This is a genomic window from Bacillus sp. PK3-067 (assembly GCF_056738645.1).
Genome location: NZ_CP096490.1, coordinates 5,207,549 through 5,225,593 on the forward strand (window position 1 = coordinate 5,207,549; position 18,045 = coordinate 5,225,593).

General features: G+C 38.6%; 17 protein-coding genes. 1 reads left to right on the forward strand and 16 read right to left on the reverse strand.

Translation table 11 applies throughout. The features are described from left to right. Positions 1-74: 74 nt before the first annotated feature. From spoIID to nuoA, 15 genes are all read right to left on the reverse strand, one after another. Positions 75-1,094: a stage II sporulation protein D gene (gene spoIID / locus M1D73_RS26885; protein ID WP_086401092.1), complete on the reverse strand. Its 1,020-nt coding sequence runs from the start codon at positions 1,092-1,094 to the stop codon at positions 75-77. A gap of 206 nt (positions 1,095-1,300) precedes the next feature. Further along, positions 1,301-2,605, reverse strand: coding sequence for a UDP-N-acetylglucosamine 1-carboxyvinyltransferase (gene murA, locus M1D73_RS26890; protein WP_000411274.1), 1,305 nt, complete (start codon positions 2,603-2,605; stop codon positions 1,301-1,303). A gap of 39 nt (positions 2,606-2,644) precedes the next feature. Beyond that, positions 2,645-3,349, reverse strand: coding sequence for a YwmB family TATA-box binding protein (locus M1D73_RS26895; protein WP_000767916.1), 705 nt, complete (start codon positions 3,347-3,349; stop codon positions 2,645-2,647). Between the two features lie 51 nt (positions 3,350-3,400). After that, positions 3,401-3,637: a DUF1146 family protein gene (locus M1D73_RS26900; protein ID WP_000057889.1), complete on the reverse strand. Its 237-nt coding sequence runs from the start codon at positions 3,635-3,637 to the stop codon at positions 3,401-3,403. A 202-nt stretch (positions 3,638-3,839) separates the two neighbouring features. After that, the gene (nuoN, locus tag M1D73_RS26905; protein WP_345703614.1) at positions 3,840-5,354 is read right to left on the reverse strand and encodes an NADH-quinone oxidoreductase subunit NuoN; all 1,515 of its coding nucleotides are present in this window, start codon (positions 5,352-5,354) and stop codon (positions 3,840-3,842) included. A gap of 7 nt (positions 5,355-5,361) precedes the next feature. Continuing rightward, positions 5,362-6,864, reverse strand: a complete 1,503-nt coding sequence (locus M1D73_RS26910) for an NADH-quinone oxidoreductase subunit M (RefSeq protein WP_121868349.1) — start codon at positions 6,862-6,864, stop codon at positions 5,362-5,364. Further along, positions 6,861-8,723 (reverse strand): NADH-quinone oxidoreductase subunit L, encoded by a 1,863-nt coding sequence (nuoL, locus tag M1D73_RS26915; RefSeq protein ID WP_000568229.1) that lies wholly within the window; start codon positions 8,721-8,723, stop codon positions 6,861-6,863. The genes M1D73_RS26910 and nuoL overlap by 4 nt, the downstream gene beginning before the upstream one ends. Positions 8,724-8,753: 30 nt before the next feature. Next, complete coding sequence (gene nuoK / locus M1D73_RS26920) at positions 8,754-9,068, reverse strand: NADH-quinone oxidoreductase subunit NuoK (protein ID WP_000100079.1); 315 nt, start codon at positions 9,066-9,068, stop codon at positions 8,754-8,756. Then, positions 9,061-9,585: an NADH-quinone oxidoreductase subunit J gene (locus tag M1D73_RS26925; RefSeq protein WP_121868350.1), complete on the reverse strand. Its 525-nt coding sequence runs from the start codon at positions 9,583-9,585 to the stop codon at positions 9,061-9,063. Before M1D73_RS26925 ends, nuoK begins: the two co-directional genes overlap by 8 nt. Next, entirely contained in the window at positions 9,582-10,001 is a 420-nt protein-coding gene (nuoI, locus tag M1D73_RS26930; protein ID WP_000677191.1) for an NADH-quinone oxidoreductase subunit NuoI, read from the reverse strand. Before nuoI ends, M1D73_RS26925 begins: the two co-directional genes overlap by 4 nt. 25 nt (positions 10,002-10,026) lie before the next feature. Continuing rightward, positions 10,027-11,028: an NADH-quinone oxidoreductase subunit NuoH gene (gene nuoH / locus M1D73_RS26935; RefSeq protein WP_000573426.1), complete on the reverse strand. Its 1,002-nt coding sequence runs from the start codon at positions 11,026-11,028 to the stop codon at positions 10,027-10,029. Further along, the gene (gene nuoD, locus M1D73_RS26940) at positions 11,028-12,128 is read right to left on the reverse strand and encodes an NADH-quinone oxidoreductase subunit NuoD (protein ID WP_000621444.1); all 1,101 of its coding nucleotides are present in this window, start codon (positions 12,126-12,128) and stop codon (positions 11,028-11,030) included. Before nuoD ends, nuoH begins: the two co-directional genes overlap by 1 nt. A gap of 2 nt (positions 12,129-12,130) precedes the next feature. Beyond that, positions 12,131-13,498 (reverse strand): NADH-quinone oxidoreductase subunit C, encoded by a 1,368-nt coding sequence (locus tag M1D73_RS26945; RefSeq protein ID WP_349915822.1) that lies wholly within the window; start codon positions 13,496-13,498, stop codon positions 12,131-12,133. Next, positions 13,495-14,013: an NADH-quinone oxidoreductase subunit NuoB gene (gene nuoB / locus M1D73_RS26950; protein ID WP_000236331.1), complete on the reverse strand. Its 519-nt coding sequence runs from the start codon at positions 14,011-14,013 to the stop codon at positions 13,495-13,497. Before nuoB ends, M1D73_RS26945 begins: the two co-directional genes overlap by 4 nt. Further along, positions 14,004-14,372 carry an NADH-quinone oxidoreductase subunit NuoA gene (gene nuoA / locus M1D73_RS26955; RefSeq protein ID WP_000179273.1) on the reverse strand — a complete coding sequence of 123 codons (369 nt, stop codon included), beginning with the start codon at positions 14,370-14,372 and terminating at the stop codon, positions 14,004-14,006. Before nuoA ends, nuoB begins: the two co-directional genes overlap by 10 nt. 254 nt (positions 14,373-14,626) lie before the next feature. On the opposite strand from nuoA, the gene M1D73_RS26960 reads away from it, so the two are divergent. Next, the gene (locus tag M1D73_RS26960) at positions 14,627-17,356 is read left to right on the forward strand and encodes an EAL domain-containing protein (RefSeq protein ID WP_000745012.1); all 2,730 of its coding nucleotides are present in this window, start codon (positions 14,627-14,629) and stop codon (positions 17,354-17,356) included. Positions 17,357-17,379: 23 nt separating this feature from the next. Here the strand turns inward: M1D73_RS26960 and M1D73_RS26965 are convergent, their stop codons facing one another. Then, entirely contained in the window at positions 17,380-18,024 is a 645-nt protein-coding gene (locus M1D73_RS26965) for a DUF975 family protein (RefSeq protein ID WP_000622462.1), read from the reverse strand. Between the last annotated feature and the right edge of the window lie 21 nt (positions 18,025-18,045).

Here is an 18,045-nt window from a genome sequence, read left to right on the forward strand (position 1 = left end):
CCTATTATACCAAACAGTTAATGGAAAATTATGATATTTTAAACAGAAAAAAATAGGTGCCAGAGTTCTGACACCTATTTCTTCACCATCAATTTTCCTTCATAATCATTCATCGTCTTTATTTCAACGCCTTTATAGTAATGAGCGACGATATCTGTATATTTCTTTCCTTCCGCTGCCATGCCGTTCGCCCCGTATTGACTCATACCAACGCCGTGACCGAAGCCTTTCGTCGTAACGATGATTTTATCTCCTTGTTGTTTCCACGTAAAATCAGAAGAACGTAAATCTAACTTTTCACGAACTTCTTTTCCTGTTAATGTTTTTCCTTGAAAAGCTACATCCTTTACGCGCTTTCCTTCCGTAAGGTCTTTAATATTTCCAACCTTCCCGTCTGCTAGCACTTTCACACCGAGACGTTTTTGAAAATCAGCTACTGTAAATGTTTGCTCGCTCGTAAACTTTGGAGAGGCTTGATCCCACGGACTATCTACACTTTTCAAGTACGGATAATCATTTCCCCAATAGTCAGCTGCATTTTCTGTTCGGCCATTACTCGTTGAAAAGAAGGATGCTGAAATTGGTTTTCCATCATACGTTAAAACTTGTCCTGCTGTTTTCGAAACGGCTTCTTCGATTTTCTTCAAATTATTTTCGTAGTTATTACCCCATTGCTTCTTCAATTCATCTTTGCTTTTGTACACTTGATCTTTCACCGTATCTGTCACGTCCGCATTATTTTTCTTTCCTCCGCTTAGCATACGTTGTACTACAAATGTTCTCGCTGCTAATGCCTGCGCCTTTAGTGCCTCTATTTCAAAACTGGCATTCATCTCAGAAGCTACTACACCTGTCACATACTCCTCCACTGGTAATGTTTCTACCTTCTTCTGTTTTTCGCGATATACAGCAACTTGAACAGCTGTATCTACTTTTCCTGGAGCTGGTATGCTTTCTATCGCTGGAGGAGTGTTAGAGGCCGTTTCTTCCCCTACTTTTGCTTTCGCAAATGGAATAACAAGGGCTGCAGGTACAATGATAACGAGCGCTATTAAGAGCGCTACTGTAATAAAAAGTGGCTTTGAAAATTTCATCCTATTTTCCTCCAATATAAAAGCTTTACTCCATTCATTCTTATGGAACAACTCTTTCTTTTAGAACATACTTAAGGGGAAGAGTATAAAACATAAATTTTCTAAATATTTTTACTGGTACGTGCATAAGTATAGAATTTATTGACTATAACAGTAATAACCCAAAAAAATAGCCCCTATGTCAAAAGACATAGAGACTATTTTAATTAAGCGTGAAGATCAGAAACTTCTTGTTCTTTCACTTCTTCTACTTTTTCGTTTACACGTTCAATAGTTGCACCTAATGCAGCTAATTTCTTATGGAAGTTTACATAGCCACGGTCAAGATGTTTTAACTCAGTTACACGAGTATAACCTTCTGATACTAAACCAGCTAAGATTAATGCAGCTGCAGCACGTAAGTCAGTTGCTGCTACTTCAGCACCTTGTAAGCTGTTTGGACCGTTCATAATAACAGAACGACCTTCAATTTTAATATCAGCATTCATACGACGGAATTCTTCAACGTGCATAAAGCGGTTTTCGAATACCGTTTCTGTAATCATGCTTGTTCCATCAGCTTGTAGTAATAATGCCATCATTTGTGATTGCATGTCTGTTGGGAAACCTGGGTGAGGCATAGTTTTAATATCAACCGCTTTTAACTTATCTGGGCCGATAACACGTACACCTTCGTTTTCCTCAATAATTTTAACACCCATTTCTTCCATTTTCGCTGTAATTGAGCGTAAATGTTCAGGTACAGCATTTTCAATTAAGATGTCTCCACCAGTAATTGCTGCTGCAACCATGAATGTTCCCGCTTCAATACGGTCAGGAATAATAGAGTGGTTTGCACCATATAATTTATCAACGCCTTCGATACGAATCGTTCCAGTTCCAGCTCCGCGTACTTTCGCTCCCATCGCATTTAAGAAGTTAGCTAAGTCAACGATTTCTGGTTCTTTCGCTGCGTTTTCAAGAATTGTTGTCCCTTTTGCTAATGTAGCTGCAGACATAATGTTTTCTGTCGCGCCTACGCTTGGGAAGTCTAAGTAGATTTTAGCTCCTTTTAGTTCTCCCTCAACATATGCCTCAACAAAACCGTTACCAACCTGTACTTTTGCTCCCATTGCTTCGAAGCCTTTTAAATGTTGGTCAATTGGACGTGAACCAATTGCACATCCACCAGGAAGTGCAATACGAGCACGACCGTTACGTGCTAATAATGGTCCCATTACTTGAACAGATGCACGCATTTTACGTACATATTCAAATGGTGCTTCAATGTTTAGTTCTTTAGAAGAATCGATTGTTACTTGATTATTTTCAAATACGACTTCAGCATTTAAATGACGTAATACCTCATTAATTGTGTATACATCAGACAAAACTGGTACTTCAGATAGTACATTCTTTCCATCACTCGCTAATAGGGCTGCAGCGATTATAGGTAATACAGCATTTTTTGCGCCCTCAACACGCACTGTGCCGTTTAACCGCTTTCCGCCACGGACGATGATCTTTTCCAAATTATTCCCCTCCGTGTCCTTTTTTCAGTATCTATTCACTCAATACTCAGAAGTTATGATCGGTGTGCCAACCACAATTGTATCTTTGTTGTCTGTAGAACGTATTGCTATTTGCACATTTATTTTCTCTCTATTTGTTGAAAGAGCGTCATCCCACTTTTTATTGTATGCGGAGACTGACACAAATGCTCTTTCTTCTACTTGTTCGATCGCTCTTGCTGAAAGATCTTTCAAAACCTGATTGGTTTTATTTTGCAAAACACCTTCAATCTTATCATTCAGTACACCTTGAACACAAGTGTAAATTATAGGTTTTTCACTAAAAATTTTATTCATGTTTTGAACATACTTCGGGTCCCATTTCGCCCCACTTACTTCAAAGATAATGAAAGTGTTTTCTTTAGTATTTTCTTTACTCCAAGTTACTACTACTCGTTCTTCATAAGAAGAAAGCTTTTTATAGGATGTAGCTTTATATCCATCTGGAGATTGCTCTACTTCCCACTTTTGAATATTTGCCTTTTCCTTCACATCGTTTAACAACTTTTGAAACGTATGTATGTTAGAAATTGTTTTTGTTTCTCTCGCTAACCATGACCATTTTTCTACTTTAGCATCATTTTTCTCTAAAGCCTTGATCATGCTCTCCATTTTCTGTTCATCGCTTATCGGTTTCATCTCTCTATATCCAACCAAAAATAAAACAACACTAAGTGCAACAATAAGAATGGCTTTAAGCTTCAATTTCATCCCCTCCTATCCCCATTGTTAACGGAGATTTGAGGTTCTATACACTTACTTTACTAAATACGTTAAACTCTTCGAATAGCCTAAATAATCAAGGAAAAAGTTACTTACAGATGTCCCAATTGCAATTGTAATTAAGATGAGTAATACTCGCGTCTGCAGCACTTTTCCGGACTTCATTAAACGCTCAATGTGAATGCCTTGTAAGGCCCACCACGTAATGGTAATAAACAATAAATGCGAAACAATGGCAATCAGTGCTTGTTGCCCTAAAAGTTGTGCCAAAAAATCGACCCCTTTTTACTCAGCTACTACTTATGAAAGAATATAAAAACGATACCATAATAAGTAGGAGCTACACTTTTTCAAATGCACATAGACATCTTACATTTTACATCGTGATTTTCTTTCCAAAAACGTATATCTACATTACAAGTTAACACAAAATAAAAAGCGCAGAGTACTGACTCCACACCTTTTATTTTCACTATTGTACCACGTTCCCTAAGAAGAAGAAATCTTTCATTAATGGAAAATATTCATAAAAGAAATTGTACCCAATCATCGGCATAATCCCTAGTATTACAATCGAAATTGCACAAAGACTCATAACAACCTTTATATTTAACGGTAACCGTATTCTCTCTTCTGTCTCTCCGGTGCGGAAAAACATTTGTTGTAAAATACGGAAATAATATACGAATGAAACAACTGTCGTACCCATCATAATCGAAGCTAGTACGTAATGTGCTGGCTCTACATGAAGTGCGCCTAAAAAGATATTAATCTTTCCAATGAAGCCAGCCGTTCCTGGTATCCCAGCCAACGATAAAATAAAAATTGTCATCATTATCGCTGTAAATGGCGACCTTTTATATAAACCTGTGAAAATTGTTATATTTTCCTCATTATTTTGTAAGATTAAGCCGTGGATAATGGCAAATGCGCCTATATTCATAAGCATATATGCCAGCATATAAAACCACATGCTATCCATCGTAAATGGTGATAATGCCACAAGTGGAACGAGTAAATACCCTGCATGAGCAATGCCCGAATAAGCAAATAAACGCTTTATATTGTATTGTTTTAACGCTACTACATTCCCAACAATCATCGTAATACTTGCTAGCACCGCAATATATATACTCATATGCCCATATAAAGATTGCATATCTCCTTGTATTAATACACTTGCAAAAACCATAAGGAACAAACGAATAATGAGTAGGAACCCGGCAATTTTAGAAATCGTTCCAAGAAAAGCAGTAACAGGTGTAGCTGCTCCTTCATACACATCAGGTGCCCACATATGAAACGGCACTGTGGCAATTTTAAATGAGAGACCAACTAGCAATAAAAGAAATGCGAGAGCTAACAATAACTGAATACCACTAGCGAGTTCCCCAGTGAGTACCTTTTGCGTATCTACAATGTTAGTTGAACCTGTAATACCGTATAAATAACTCATTCCGAAGAGCGTAATCGCCGTTCCAATTCCTCCGCTAATGACGTATTTCATTGCCGCTTCATTTGATGCACGGCTCTTTTTTCGTATTCCTACTAAAATATAAGAAGAAAGTGAAAGTAACTCCAAACCAACGAAAAGGGTAATAAAATCTACACTAGAAGCCATGAACATCGCACCAAGAAGTGCCATTAAAAATAAGTAATAATATTCACCTTTATCTTCGATTGGATTCTTCTTATCATCGCTCATTGCGGTGCATAAAATGAGGGCTGAGGCACCTAATAGTAACGTTTTAAACCCTTTTGAAAATCCATCTAACACAAACGATCCATTTAAAATATCTCCTGCCGGTTCGCTATATAGAGTAATTAATGACACGATTGCTAATACGATGGCAGCAATCGCACCAAGAGCTACATATCTATGGTTCAGCTTAAAAAACAAATCACATATGGAAAGGAGGATGGCGGCGCCGAGAATAATAAATTCTGGCACCATTAGATGCCACGATAAGCTAAATAACGTATTCATATCCATCCTACTTCACCCCCAATGTTTTCAATGTATTTTGAAGCGGATCCCCTAGTATTTCTGGCATAACTCCAATTGCAATAATACAAAAGATAAGTAGTAAAACAGGGACATACTCCCATCCGTGTATATCAGATTTTGCTTCCCACTCTTTCTTTCCAAATGTCACTTGAAGTGTCGCCCTTAATACATATACAGCGGTTAAAATGATGCCAATCACACCGACTGCAGCAATGACGGGCTCTCCTTGAAATAAACCGAGAAAGGCAAGAAATTCACTAACAAACCCAGACATCCCTGGTAATCCGAGCGATGCCATTCCTCCTGCTAAGAAGAAGCCGCTAAGTACTGGGACACTTTTTGCGAGTCCACCAAGCGCTGTAATGTCTGATGTTCCGAAACGTTGTTCTATAACACCGAGTAAGAAAAACAGCAAGGCTGCAATTAAACCGTGCGATACAACCTGGAATAACGCTCCTTGTGTACCAGGTGCATTAAGTGACGCAAGTCCCATTAACACAATTCCCATATGCGAAATACTAGAGTAAGCCAGTACTTTCCTAAAGTCTGTTTGGATGAGCGCTAAAAAGGCACCGTATAATAAATTAATTACGCCTAATATCGCAATTAGTGTTGCAACATCGTGAAAATATTCCGGGAATAGCCCTTTCCCGAAGCGAATAATACCGTACGCTCCAATCTTCAGCAAAACACCCGCATGAAGCATAACTACAGCTGGATGCGCTTCTATGTGTACATTGACCATCCAGCGGTGCAACGGAAAAACAGGTAGTTTAATTGCAAAAGCAATCATTATGGCAATAAATACACTAAGCTGCAAACTACCTGGGATGACGAGTGCTCCCTCTGCGTTTACGCTTCTTAATATCTCTTTCAGCTCCACAATATTTGTTGTACCTGTTTTCGCGAACAAAATTGAGAAAATAATGAGCAAAATAGCTGAGCCAATACCGTTATATATTAAATAACTATACGCAGCCTTTTCACTCGACAATTTTCCCCACTTTCCAATTAATAAGAACATTGGTGGCAACGTAATTTCAAAGAAGATAAAAAACAACATTAAGTTTTGAGCAGCAAAGACACCGAGCATTCCTATTTCTAGCATGAGTAACAGCATATAAAATGCTTTTAAATTTCTTTTAATAGAAAAGGCTGCAATTGCTGCAAGCGTTGCTAGAAGAGCCGTCAGTACCATCATGACAAGCGACAAACCATCAATACCGAGCTCGTAATAAATAGAAAACCACCTTTTATCTACCGCTGTAAAATCGCCGAACTTAATCCATTTCACTTTTTCATCGAATAGTGACAAATTCTTTCCAGAAGCATATGTACAAGCGAGGACGATAGCGATTCCAAATGGCAGTGCCGTCCCAAATAAGCCAAGCGCTCGCACTGTACGCAATTCCTTTTTCGGTGTTAATACAAGCAATAAAATTCCTAAAAGCGGGGAAAAAATGAAGAACGTTAACAACAAATCATTCATCGTAAATCCCCTCCCGTATAGAGCAAAATAATGACGAGTACAGCGAGCGAAACCGCGGTTACAGTACCGTATACTTGTACATTCCCGTTTTGAAGTTTCGATCCAAGGTTACTTGTGCCTTTCACTACACTTGCAATTAAAACTGCAATTCCTTCGACTACATACACTTCAAATAAGCGAAGCACATGAGCGATTCCTTTCGTAATAGGGATCACCGTCATGTTGTATAGTTCATCCACATAATATTTTTCTTTCAAAAGATTATAAAGCGATGTTTCCGTACCCCCAGCCCAATTCCTAGAAATTGATTTCTTCCTATATATGAAATATGCAAGAGCGATTCCCGCAAATGAAACGAGTGTCGCAACAATCATAATCCAAACTGGTCCATGCGTTTCTTCAACCTTAAACCCTACATCTTTCGTCAACCAATCTCCGAGAAACGTCCCAAACCATGGTGTATTTATATATCCTGCCACTACTGCGAGAACGCCGAGAACAATCATTGGATACGTCATAACGCGAGGCGATTCATGCACTTCTTCCTTCGTCTTCGTTTCTCCAGTAAAGACAAGAAAGTAAAGGCGGAACATATAAAACGCTGTTAAAAACGCCGCAATTACCGCTAAAGTAAATAAAACGTAATTGCCATTCATCCACGTCGCCGCTAAAATTTCATCTTTGCTGAAAAAACCGGAAAGCAGCGGAACACCGCTAATGGCAAGGGTACCTATTAAAAATAGCGTACCAGTTACTTTCATCTTCTTCTGTAAACCGCCCATTTTATTAATGTTTTGCGTATGCACAGCATGAATTACACTTCCTGCCGCCAAAAATAGTAGTGCTTTAAAAAAAGCGTGTGTCGTTAAATGGAATATACCAGCTACATAACCGGCAGAACCTAACGCGAGCATCATATACCCGAGCTGGCTAACTGTAGAATAAGCAAGCACCCTCTTTATATCTGTTTGCACAAGACCGATAGAGGCCGCAAAGATTGCAGTGAAAGCTCCAACGATTGCCACTGTCTGCATCGCCACTGTACTTGCTGAAAATAGAGGGAACATCGTCGCTACTAAATATACGCCAGCTGCGACCATCGTCGCCGCGTGAATAAGTGCCGAAACGGGTGTTGGCCCCTCCATTGCATCTGGCAACCACGTATGAAGCGGGAACTGCCCTGATTTCCCCATCGCCCCGATAAAAATTAATATCGCTGTTATTGTAATCATGTAAGGAGGTAGATCCCCTGTATAAATCGCCCTAAATATTGCGTCATATTCAAAACTACCTGCGTACCAAAAAATTAAAATCATCCCGATAAATAAACCAACATCCCCAATACGGGTCATAATAAAAGCCTTTTTTGCAGCAGCCTTCGCTTCTTCTTTAAAGAAATAAAAACCGATAAGTAAAAATGAGCCAAGGCCAACTAATTCCCAAAATATATAAAGTTGTAATAAATTCGTTGATATAACAAGCCCTAACATCGCAAATGTAAAGAGTCCTAAATATGCGTAAAAGGTCGGTAATCGTTCATCACCTTTCATATAACCTTTCGAATACACATGTACAAGTAGACTCACAAGCGTCACGATAAATAACATTAAAGCTCCTAATGCAGTCACTTCAAAGCCGAATGATATATCCACATCTCCAGCTCTAAGCCACACCCACTTATGCTTCACGCTTGCTTCTGAAAACCTTTCTATTAACACAAGTACCGCAAGTATAAAGGAGAGAAAGACGAAAAAAATACTAAGTACGCTGCTTCCTTCTCTAATTTTCTTCCCGAATATAATAAGTAACAAAAACGAAACGAGTGGGAAAAGCGGTATGAGCCATGCATAATCGATCATTGTTTCCTTCCCCCTTTTTCGGTCACAATGCTATCCTTTGAGCGTATCCATTTCATCCACCTGAACTGTCGTACGATTACGATATAAAGCAATTAAAATAGCGAGTCCTACCGCCGCTTCCGCTGCCGCTACAGCCATCGTAAACAGTGAGAAAATTTGACCTGTTAAATTCGGAAATAAGCCTAATTTACTAAACGCCACTAAGTTTAAATTGGCAGCATTCAGCATTAATTCGATACAAACTAATACGATTACTGTATTCCGCTTTGTTAAAGCTCCAAATAGACCGATGCAAAACAAAATAATCGCAAGTGTTAAATATGCAGAAGCTGGAACGCTACTCATTGGAATCCTCCTCTTTCTCGTCCTTTTTCGCAAGTATAATTGCGCCAACGAGTGCTACAAGTAAAATAACTGAAGTTAGTTCCAATGGAATAATATATTTTGAATAGAGAAGCGTACCGATTTGAAGTGTGTTGTTTTCATGGAGAGGTAAACTTCCTTGTGTGCTTTCATTTGCAAAATCAACATTATTAACAGCGAAATACATAACCGCTCCAAATGCTACAACTGCAAAGAAGATAATCCATTTTCGAAGAGTAAGACGCGATTCATTTTCCGCGTTATGTTTCGTTAACATAATGCCGAAAATCATAATAATTGTGATTGCACCAGAGTAAAGTAAAATTTGTGCAACGCCTATAAATTCGGCTGACAAAAGAAAATACAAACCTGCAATGCTGAGAAATGTCAGAACGAGAGCTAGCATCATGTGCATAACTTTCGTTAAGTTCAACATAAGAACACCGCCGATAATTGCAGACAAGGATAGTATAAAGAATGCTACAAACTCGCCATTCATGCCTTATTCTCCTTCCTGACGTTTTCGTCGTTTTCGTCAAGCCACTGCAAATTTTTAAATAAGTCATCACGTGAATATTCCGCGAGTTCAAAGTTATTTGTCATGACAATTGCCTCTGTCGGACAAACTTCTGTACATAAATCACAAAGAATACAAATTTCAAAATTAATATCATACGTGTCGATAATTTTTCCTTTTTTCGTAGGATCCGGATGTTTCTTTCCTGTTAACTGAATACAGTCTGTCGGACAAATGTTAGAGCACTGATTACAAACAATACATTTCTCCGGATAAAATTTTTGAATCCCCCGAAAACGGTCTGGCAACGGCAACGGTTGATTTGGATAATCATACGTTACCTTCTTCTTGCTCAAATTACTTAATGTATATTTTAACCCTTTAAATAGTCCTTTCATCTCTTACTGGCACCCCCCTCATAGATTAGAAGAATAACTCCTTAATCAATGCCGTTAAGAAAATATTTGCAAGTGCAATCGGCAATAATACTTTCCATCCAAACTCCATTAACTGGTCACCTCTTATACGCGGGAACGTAACGCGGAACCAAATTAATAGAAAGACTACACTGCTAAATTTCAAAGCAAACCATACGGCACCTGGGATAAATCCAAGAAACATGACTGGATTCCATCCGCCTAAAAAGAGCACTGTAATTAACGATGCCATCCCGAAGAAATATACGTACTCTGAAAGCATGAAAAACGCCCAGCGAAAACCTGAGTATTCCGTATGATATCCAGAAACAAGTTCTGACTCCGCTTCCGGCAAATCGAATGGCGTCCTATTTAACTCTGCAACTGCTGCGATTAAGAAAACGACGAATCCAATTGGCTGTACGAAAATGTACCAGACCTTCTCCTGCGCCGCTACAATCTCATTTAAATTCAGGCTACCAGCTAGCAAAACGATACCAATTACACTCATTACGAGCGGAATCTCATAAGAAATCATTTGCGCCGCCGCACGCATCCCTCCTAAAAGGGAATATTTATTATTCGATGCCCATCCCCCAGTTACAACACCTATCGTCGTAATACCGGAAACAGCAATATAATAAAGTAGCCCGACTCCAATATCTGCAAATTGAAATTTATCAGTGAACGGGATAACCGCAAGCACCATAAATGCTGGTGCAAATGCAATGACAGGCGCTAATATAAACAGCGGTTTATCTGCTGCTTTCGGAATACTATCTTCTTTCAATAATAGTTTTAAAACATCAGCTACCGTTTGCAGTAAACCGAATCGGCCTCCAACCTGGTTTGGTCCAATCCGCCCTTGCATAAACCCCATCACTTTCCGTTCTGCCAAAATTCCATATGTAACGAAGCCAAGGACTGCAAATAGTAGAAGTACCGCTAATCCGAAAAAAATGAAGAAATTCGTCCAGCTTGAAGGTGATTGTAAGAGCGTCTCAATCATTAGCCATCAACCTCCCCAAGTACAATATCAACTCCACCTAAAATCGTAATTAAATTAGCGATGTTTTCACCTTTCAATAACTTCGGTAAAATTTGCAAGTTATAAAAAGATGGCCTACGAAACTTCAAACGGTACGGCTCTTTCTTTCCGTCACTTGCGATATAACAACCAATCTCTCCGCGCGGCGATTCGATACGTACGAACGCTTCTCCCTTAGGTGCCTTAATAATTTTCGGTACTTTTGCCAGCACAGCTCCATCTTTCGGGAACTGCTGAACCGCTTGCTCAACAATCTTTAAAGACTCCTCGATTTCTTGCATTCGGCAAACGTAGCGATCCCAAGCATCTCCCACGCTTCCAACAGGAATATCAAAATCAAAACGATTATAAATCGAATACGGCTCATCTTTGCGAAGATCCCAGTTTACTCCAGTGCAACGCAAATTTGCTCCGCTTAAAGAATACGAGATCGCTTCTTCCGCGCTATATATACCAACGCCTTTCACACGATTTAAGAAAATCTCATTACCGCTAACAAGATCATGATAACCTGCTAATTGCTCCCTCATATACGGAACAAACTCTTCCACCTTTTCAATCCAACCATCTGGCGCATCCCACTTCACACCACCAACTCTCATATAGTTAAAAGTAAGCCGTGCCCCGCATAATTCATTTAATAAATTTATAATCATCTCTCGTTCACGAAACGCGTACAAAAACGGGCTGACCGCTCCTATATCAAGAAGATTCGTCCCCCACCAAACGAGATGACTCGCAATTCTTCCTAACTCCATCGCAAGTACTCGCAAGTATTCGGCACGCTCCGGAATTTCAAGCCCCATCATCGTCTCCACAGCATGGCAAATGACGTAATTATTCGTCATGGCTGATAAATAGTCCATTCGATCTGTATAAGGGATAATTTGCGTATACTGTAAGCTCTCAGCGATCTTTTCGGTCCCGCGATGCAAATATCCAATAACAGGTGTAGCTTCTTTAATAATTTCCCCGTCAATCTTAATTACGAGCCTGAACACACCATGTGTACTCGGATGCTGAGGTCCTACATTCAAAAGCATCTCTTCCGTGCGGATCATAGCTACACCTCCACATCATACGGTTCATAGTCTTTTCTAAGCGGATATCCTACCCAATCATCTGGCATTAAAATACGCGTTAAATTCGGATGCCCTTTAAATACAATACCGAGCAAATCGTATGCTTCTCTCTCCGGCCAGTCAGCCCCTTTCCAAAGCGCTGTCACAGACTCGACTTGCGGCGCTTCCCGGTCTAGCTTTACCTTCACCGCTACCGATTGTTTCTTGCCATATGAAAACAAATGAACATACACTTCCATATGTGTCACAAAATCCGTCGCATGTAGCTCTGACATATAATCAAAAGCAAGTCCCTCATGGAATCGCAATGACTCCATCACTTCATAATACTTTTCGGGATCCACCACAAGAGTTGGCACATCCTTTGACAGTTTATTAATGTAGGAATCTACTAATGCACCCTCTCCTAACTTCTCCCTAATAGCCTCAACATACTGATTTAAATACGGCTGATTTACGGACGGTTCTTCCTGCTTCGGCTCATCCTCTTTCTTACCTTCAGCTCCCTTTGTCTTCGCTCTGGCAGCCGCTGCTGCTTTCGCTTTTGCCGCTGCAATTGCCTTTGCCTTTTCATCTCCCGAATCCCCATCACCTTGCGAGGCTTTCTGCTTCGCCAATGCTGCCGCTTTTGCCTTTGCCGCCGCCACCGCTTTTGCCTTGGCTTTCGCTTTTTCTTCTTCCGTTACTTCTTCTGTCCCTTCTCTTTTCTGCTTCGCTAACGCCGCCGCTTTTGCCTTGGCAGCTGCCGCCGCCTTCGCCTTGGCTTTCGCTTGTTCTTCTTCCGTTACTTCTTCGGTTCCTTCTCTTTTCTGCTTCGCTAACGCCGCCGCTTTTGCTTTTGCAGCTGCTGCTGCCTTCGCCTTGGCTTTCGCTTGTTCTTCTTCCGTTACTTCTTCTGTCCCTTCTCTTTTCTGCTTTGCTAATGCTGCCGCTTTTGCTTTTGCGGCTGCTGCTGCCTTCGCCTTGGCTTTCGCTTTTTCTTCTTCCGTTACTTCTTCGGTTCCTTCTCTTTTCTGTTTCGCTAACGCCGCCGCTTTTGCTTTTGCGGCTGCTGCTGCCTTCGCCTTGGCTTTCGCTTTTTCTTCTTCCGTTACTTCTTCTGTCCCTTCTCTTTTCTGCTTTGCTAATGCTGCCGCTTTTGCTTTTGCGGCTGCTGCTGCACGTCGTTTTGCTTCTTCTATAGTAATATCATCATTTTTTGGTAGCGCTTTCTCTTTTTCTTGATCTTCCTCCTCAAGTTCACTTATTTCCGCCTCGTGTTTCGCTACAAGGCGTTTTCTCGCTTCTTCTTTCGCACGCCTAGCTGCTTCTTTTTTTAGATCCTCTAAATCTTTATTTGGATTACTCATTTATTCGTCACCTGCTTTCCGGTCTTTGCCTCGTAACGAATTTTCTCTTTTAATTTATTAATTCCATAGATTAAAGCAGCTGGATTTGGGGGACAACCAGGAATATACACATCAACTGGTACGATTTGGTCTACACCTTTCACAACAGCATATGAATTTACATACGGACCACCTGCTGTCGCACAAGATCCCATCGCAATAACCCATTTCGGTTCGGGCATTTGATCATATAAACGCCGAACAATAGGAGCCATCTTCTTCGTTACTGTTCCCGATACAATCATGACGTCTGATTGCCTTGGTGAAGTTCGAAAAAATGACCCAAATCGATCTAAATCGTAATGTGATGAGCCTACCCCCATCATTTCAATTGCACAGCATGCCAGTCCGAATGTCATCGGCCATAAAGAGTTGCTCCTCGCCCATCCTTTCAACTGTTCCAATGTAGAAAAAAAGATATTTCGTTCTAATTCTGCTCGCTCATTTGGATGTAATTCCTCAAAATTTATAACCATTGTAACACCTTCTTTTTCCAAGCATACGCTAATCCAACTAGCAACATTACAACAAAGATGAGCATTTCAATTAATGCAAATAAACCTAGCTTGTCATACGCAACAGCCCAAGGATATAAAAATAAAGTTTCTACATCAAAGATCACAAACAATAAAGCGAAAATATAATAACGAGCATGAAACCGAATATTTGCATCATGAAAAGGCTCAATTCCACTCTCATACGTCGTCGCCTTTGCTGCACTTGGTTTATTTGGGCGCAGCATCCTTCCTAATGTAAGAGCCACTACCGGCAGCAATATACCTAATAGCAAGAAAATCAAAACGATCATATAACTATTTTCATATACACTTGCCATTGTGAAACCCTCCCCCCTAAATTAAGAACAAGTTCACATAGTAAACAATATGTCCTAGTTGCAGTAATTATTATTTTTAAATTTTTCTAAATAATGCAACTATTCTAATCATTATAGCAAACTTCAAATTCCTATGTCGATATGTTGGGAGACAGAAACAAGAATTATTAAAATCTATCTTTACAACTTGCTATAATTGTGCAAAATAAATATAAAACTTATATATGCTTTTCAAGAAACCGTAGGTGATATAAATGAAAAAACAAACACATGTAAGTATTCTTATAAGCATTGTATTGCTGTCTATAACGCTTCACTATGTAGCAATGCCTTTTGTATATGAATACTCATTTCCTTTTCAGCTATTAATCGGAACGAGCACCCTATTAATTGATATTATCGCTTGTAGTTATATACTTTATTTTTCAAACATGAAAGAAGGGCTATCTCGTTTATTTTGGATCATATTATCTGTTGGAGCTCTCTCTTATTTTATCGGTGATATAGTCGTTGCCTATCAGCGTTTAGTTGTAAAGGACTTCTATACGTTCGTTGATCCATCTGACTTTTTTTACTTACTTTTTTTAGTTAGCTTTACGTTTGCCTTTCTATACGAAATCATTTATAACCGAGATTTATTAGAAAAACTTTTTATGCTATGTGATATTTGTATTATCGTTACAGCCCAATTTACTTTAAGTTACTACTTACTTATTGAACGAACTATTCATATCTTTACAACATCCTATATCGACATATTTGTTCAACTTACCTATCCAATGGCTGATTTACTCTTTCTCTTAATAGGAATCAACCTTTTATTCAAACCACTATCCTTATTACCTAAAAAGGTCGGTGCACTTCTTGGCAGTGCTTTAATTTTATATGCTACTACAGATGCGATTTATGCTTATATAAAATACTTCATACCAGAGTATTCTATGTTTACAGTTACGCCTTTCTATCAAGTAACCTTAGTACTAGTAGCAATCGCCTGTATTCTCCATACAAAAAAGCCTGAAAAACAAGAACAAGTACTACTAACACCTAAAATTGGCGAATCAATCCGATTATCATTACCGTATATTTCTGTAGTAATGCTTATTGTTTTTATATTAGTTGAATACGTTTTTGCGCCTATTATAGTAATCGGACTTATAATAACTTTTTCTTTCGTTCTCATACGTCATAGTTTAGTTCGAAAACAAAATAAAATATTATTGATCGCTCAAATGCAATTCAACTCAGAACTCGAGAAACAAATTAAACTACGTACAGAAGATTTAGTAGAACAGAAAAATGAACTCTATCATAATCAACAAATGTTTAAATCTTTATACGAGCATCATCCAGATCCAATTTTCACATTAGATTTGTACGGTAATTTTCTCAAAGTAAATAACGCTGGTACTACTTTACTCGGTTATCAAACGAATGAATTATTAAACCAGCCTTACTATTCACTCATATACGAAGAAGATTTAGAAGAAATGATTAACGCCTTTCATCGCGTGAAAAAGGGATATTCGATTTCTTTAGAAATACGGGCTTACCATAAAAACAGAGATATTTACTACTTGCACGTTACCGCCGTACCGATCTTTTTAAAGGAGAAAATTTCTGGGGTTTATTTAATGATTAAAGATATTACGGAAAGCAAACAACAACAAGAACAAATCAACTTCCTAGCATACCATGATACTTTAACAGAGCTTGCAAATCGTCGTGCATTTCATCAACATTTAGAACAGGCAATTGCGCGAGCAAAAATATCGAAAAAGCCTTTTGCTGTTATGTTTCTCGACCTAGACCGTTTTAAAGTTATTAATGATACCCTCGGTCATCGAGTAGGAGACCTATTGCTCATCGCAGTAGCAAAAAGGCTCGAAAGAATAGCAACATCAAATATGAAACTCGCGCGGCTAGCTGGGGATGAGTTCACAATCCTTATCGAGAATTACAAAAAAAAGCCAGATGTCCAAAAAATAGCTGATAGGATTGTAGCGGCCATGAATGAGCCATTTGAAATCGAAAATCAACATTTACAAATCTCACCGAGCATCGGAATTGCAATATATCCTGAAGCAGGTGAAGATGCGCTATCCATTTTGCAGCATGCTGATATGGCCATGTACGAAGCAAAGAATAAAGGAAAAAACGGTAGCTCTCTTTACACGAAAGAACTATATAAAAAAATGGAACGAAAAGCTCGAATTGAAAAAGATTTGCCAATCGCTTTAGTAAACAAAGAATTTTATCTCGTTTATCAACCACAAATTGATACGACAACAAATAAAATTATCGGTGCTGAAGCTTTAATACGATGGAAACACCCGCTATTAGGTGACATTTCACCATGTGAGTTTATTCCAATTGTAGAAGAGACGCCACAAGTAGTCCCACTTGGACATTGGGTATTACAAGAAGCTTGTCTCCAATTAAAAATATGGCATACCTTTGGCTACCAAAATTTAAAAATAAGTGTTAATTTATCCGCAAAAGAATTCCGGCAAGATCAATTAATCGAAAACATTTCACAAATATTAAACGACGTGCAAGTCGACCCAAAATATGTAACCCTTGAGTTAACAGAAAGAATTGCAATGATTGACGAGAAAGAAACGTTATTGAGACTGAAGCAATTAAAAGAGTACGGTATCCAAACTTCCATTGATGACTTCGGTACTGGGTATTCTTCTCTTGCTTATTTATCAATTTTTCCAATCGACACATTAAAAGTACCGAGAGAATTTACACAATTAGCTGATCATCGTCCTGAAGAACGAGCCATCGTTTCTACAATACTTTCCCTCGCAAATACTTTAAATCTTTCAGTCGTTGCCGAAGGAATTGAAACCGAAAAACAGCTTAAGTTTCTGCAAAAACATAACTGTAAATATATGCAAGGTTACTATTTCAGTAAACCACTTACTAGTAATCAATTTATAAAATTTCTACAAAAAACCCCCAGTATGAACAAATAATTCATACTGGGGGTTTTATAGTGCTAAATTTTTTTCTCATAATATTCTTCTGCAATCTCTTCGTAAAAAGCTGCAGATGTCGTATAGAAATATGGAATTAACCATAAGAATCCAATCCCTAACGTAATACAACTTAATATAAACCAGCCAATAAAACTTAAACATAAAATGAAATACTCCATCTTATGTCCATCCATCATACGACGACTTTCTGTAATAGCTTGGTTCAGTGAATACTCAGGATGATCGTTTATAATAAAGTATGTCATCGCATAAGAAAATGATTTAATAATACCTGGAATAATGAACAATAACGTCCATAAGAAAAGATAAAGATTTACTAATAAATATAATAAAAATGATTTTAGAAATCTCTTTCCCTCTGAAAACCAAATGAATACATTACCAATACTAGCTTGCTTTTCACGAAGGATATTTAAACCAAGGTAATATCCACCTAAAGTTAACGGTCCAGTTACAAAAAATGAAAGAATATTCGTTGAAAGTGAACCATTTGTTTTTTGCCAACCGAAAATTAAAGAAAATCCCCAATCAACACTAAAACTAAAAGCCGTGATAAGAATTGAAATGAGTAGTGTAGCTCCAACAGCTAATCCCCATTTCCCTTCTAATGAATCTAGTGCTTCTCCTTTTAAATCACTAATCATGCGTAGCCTCGCCTCCTATAC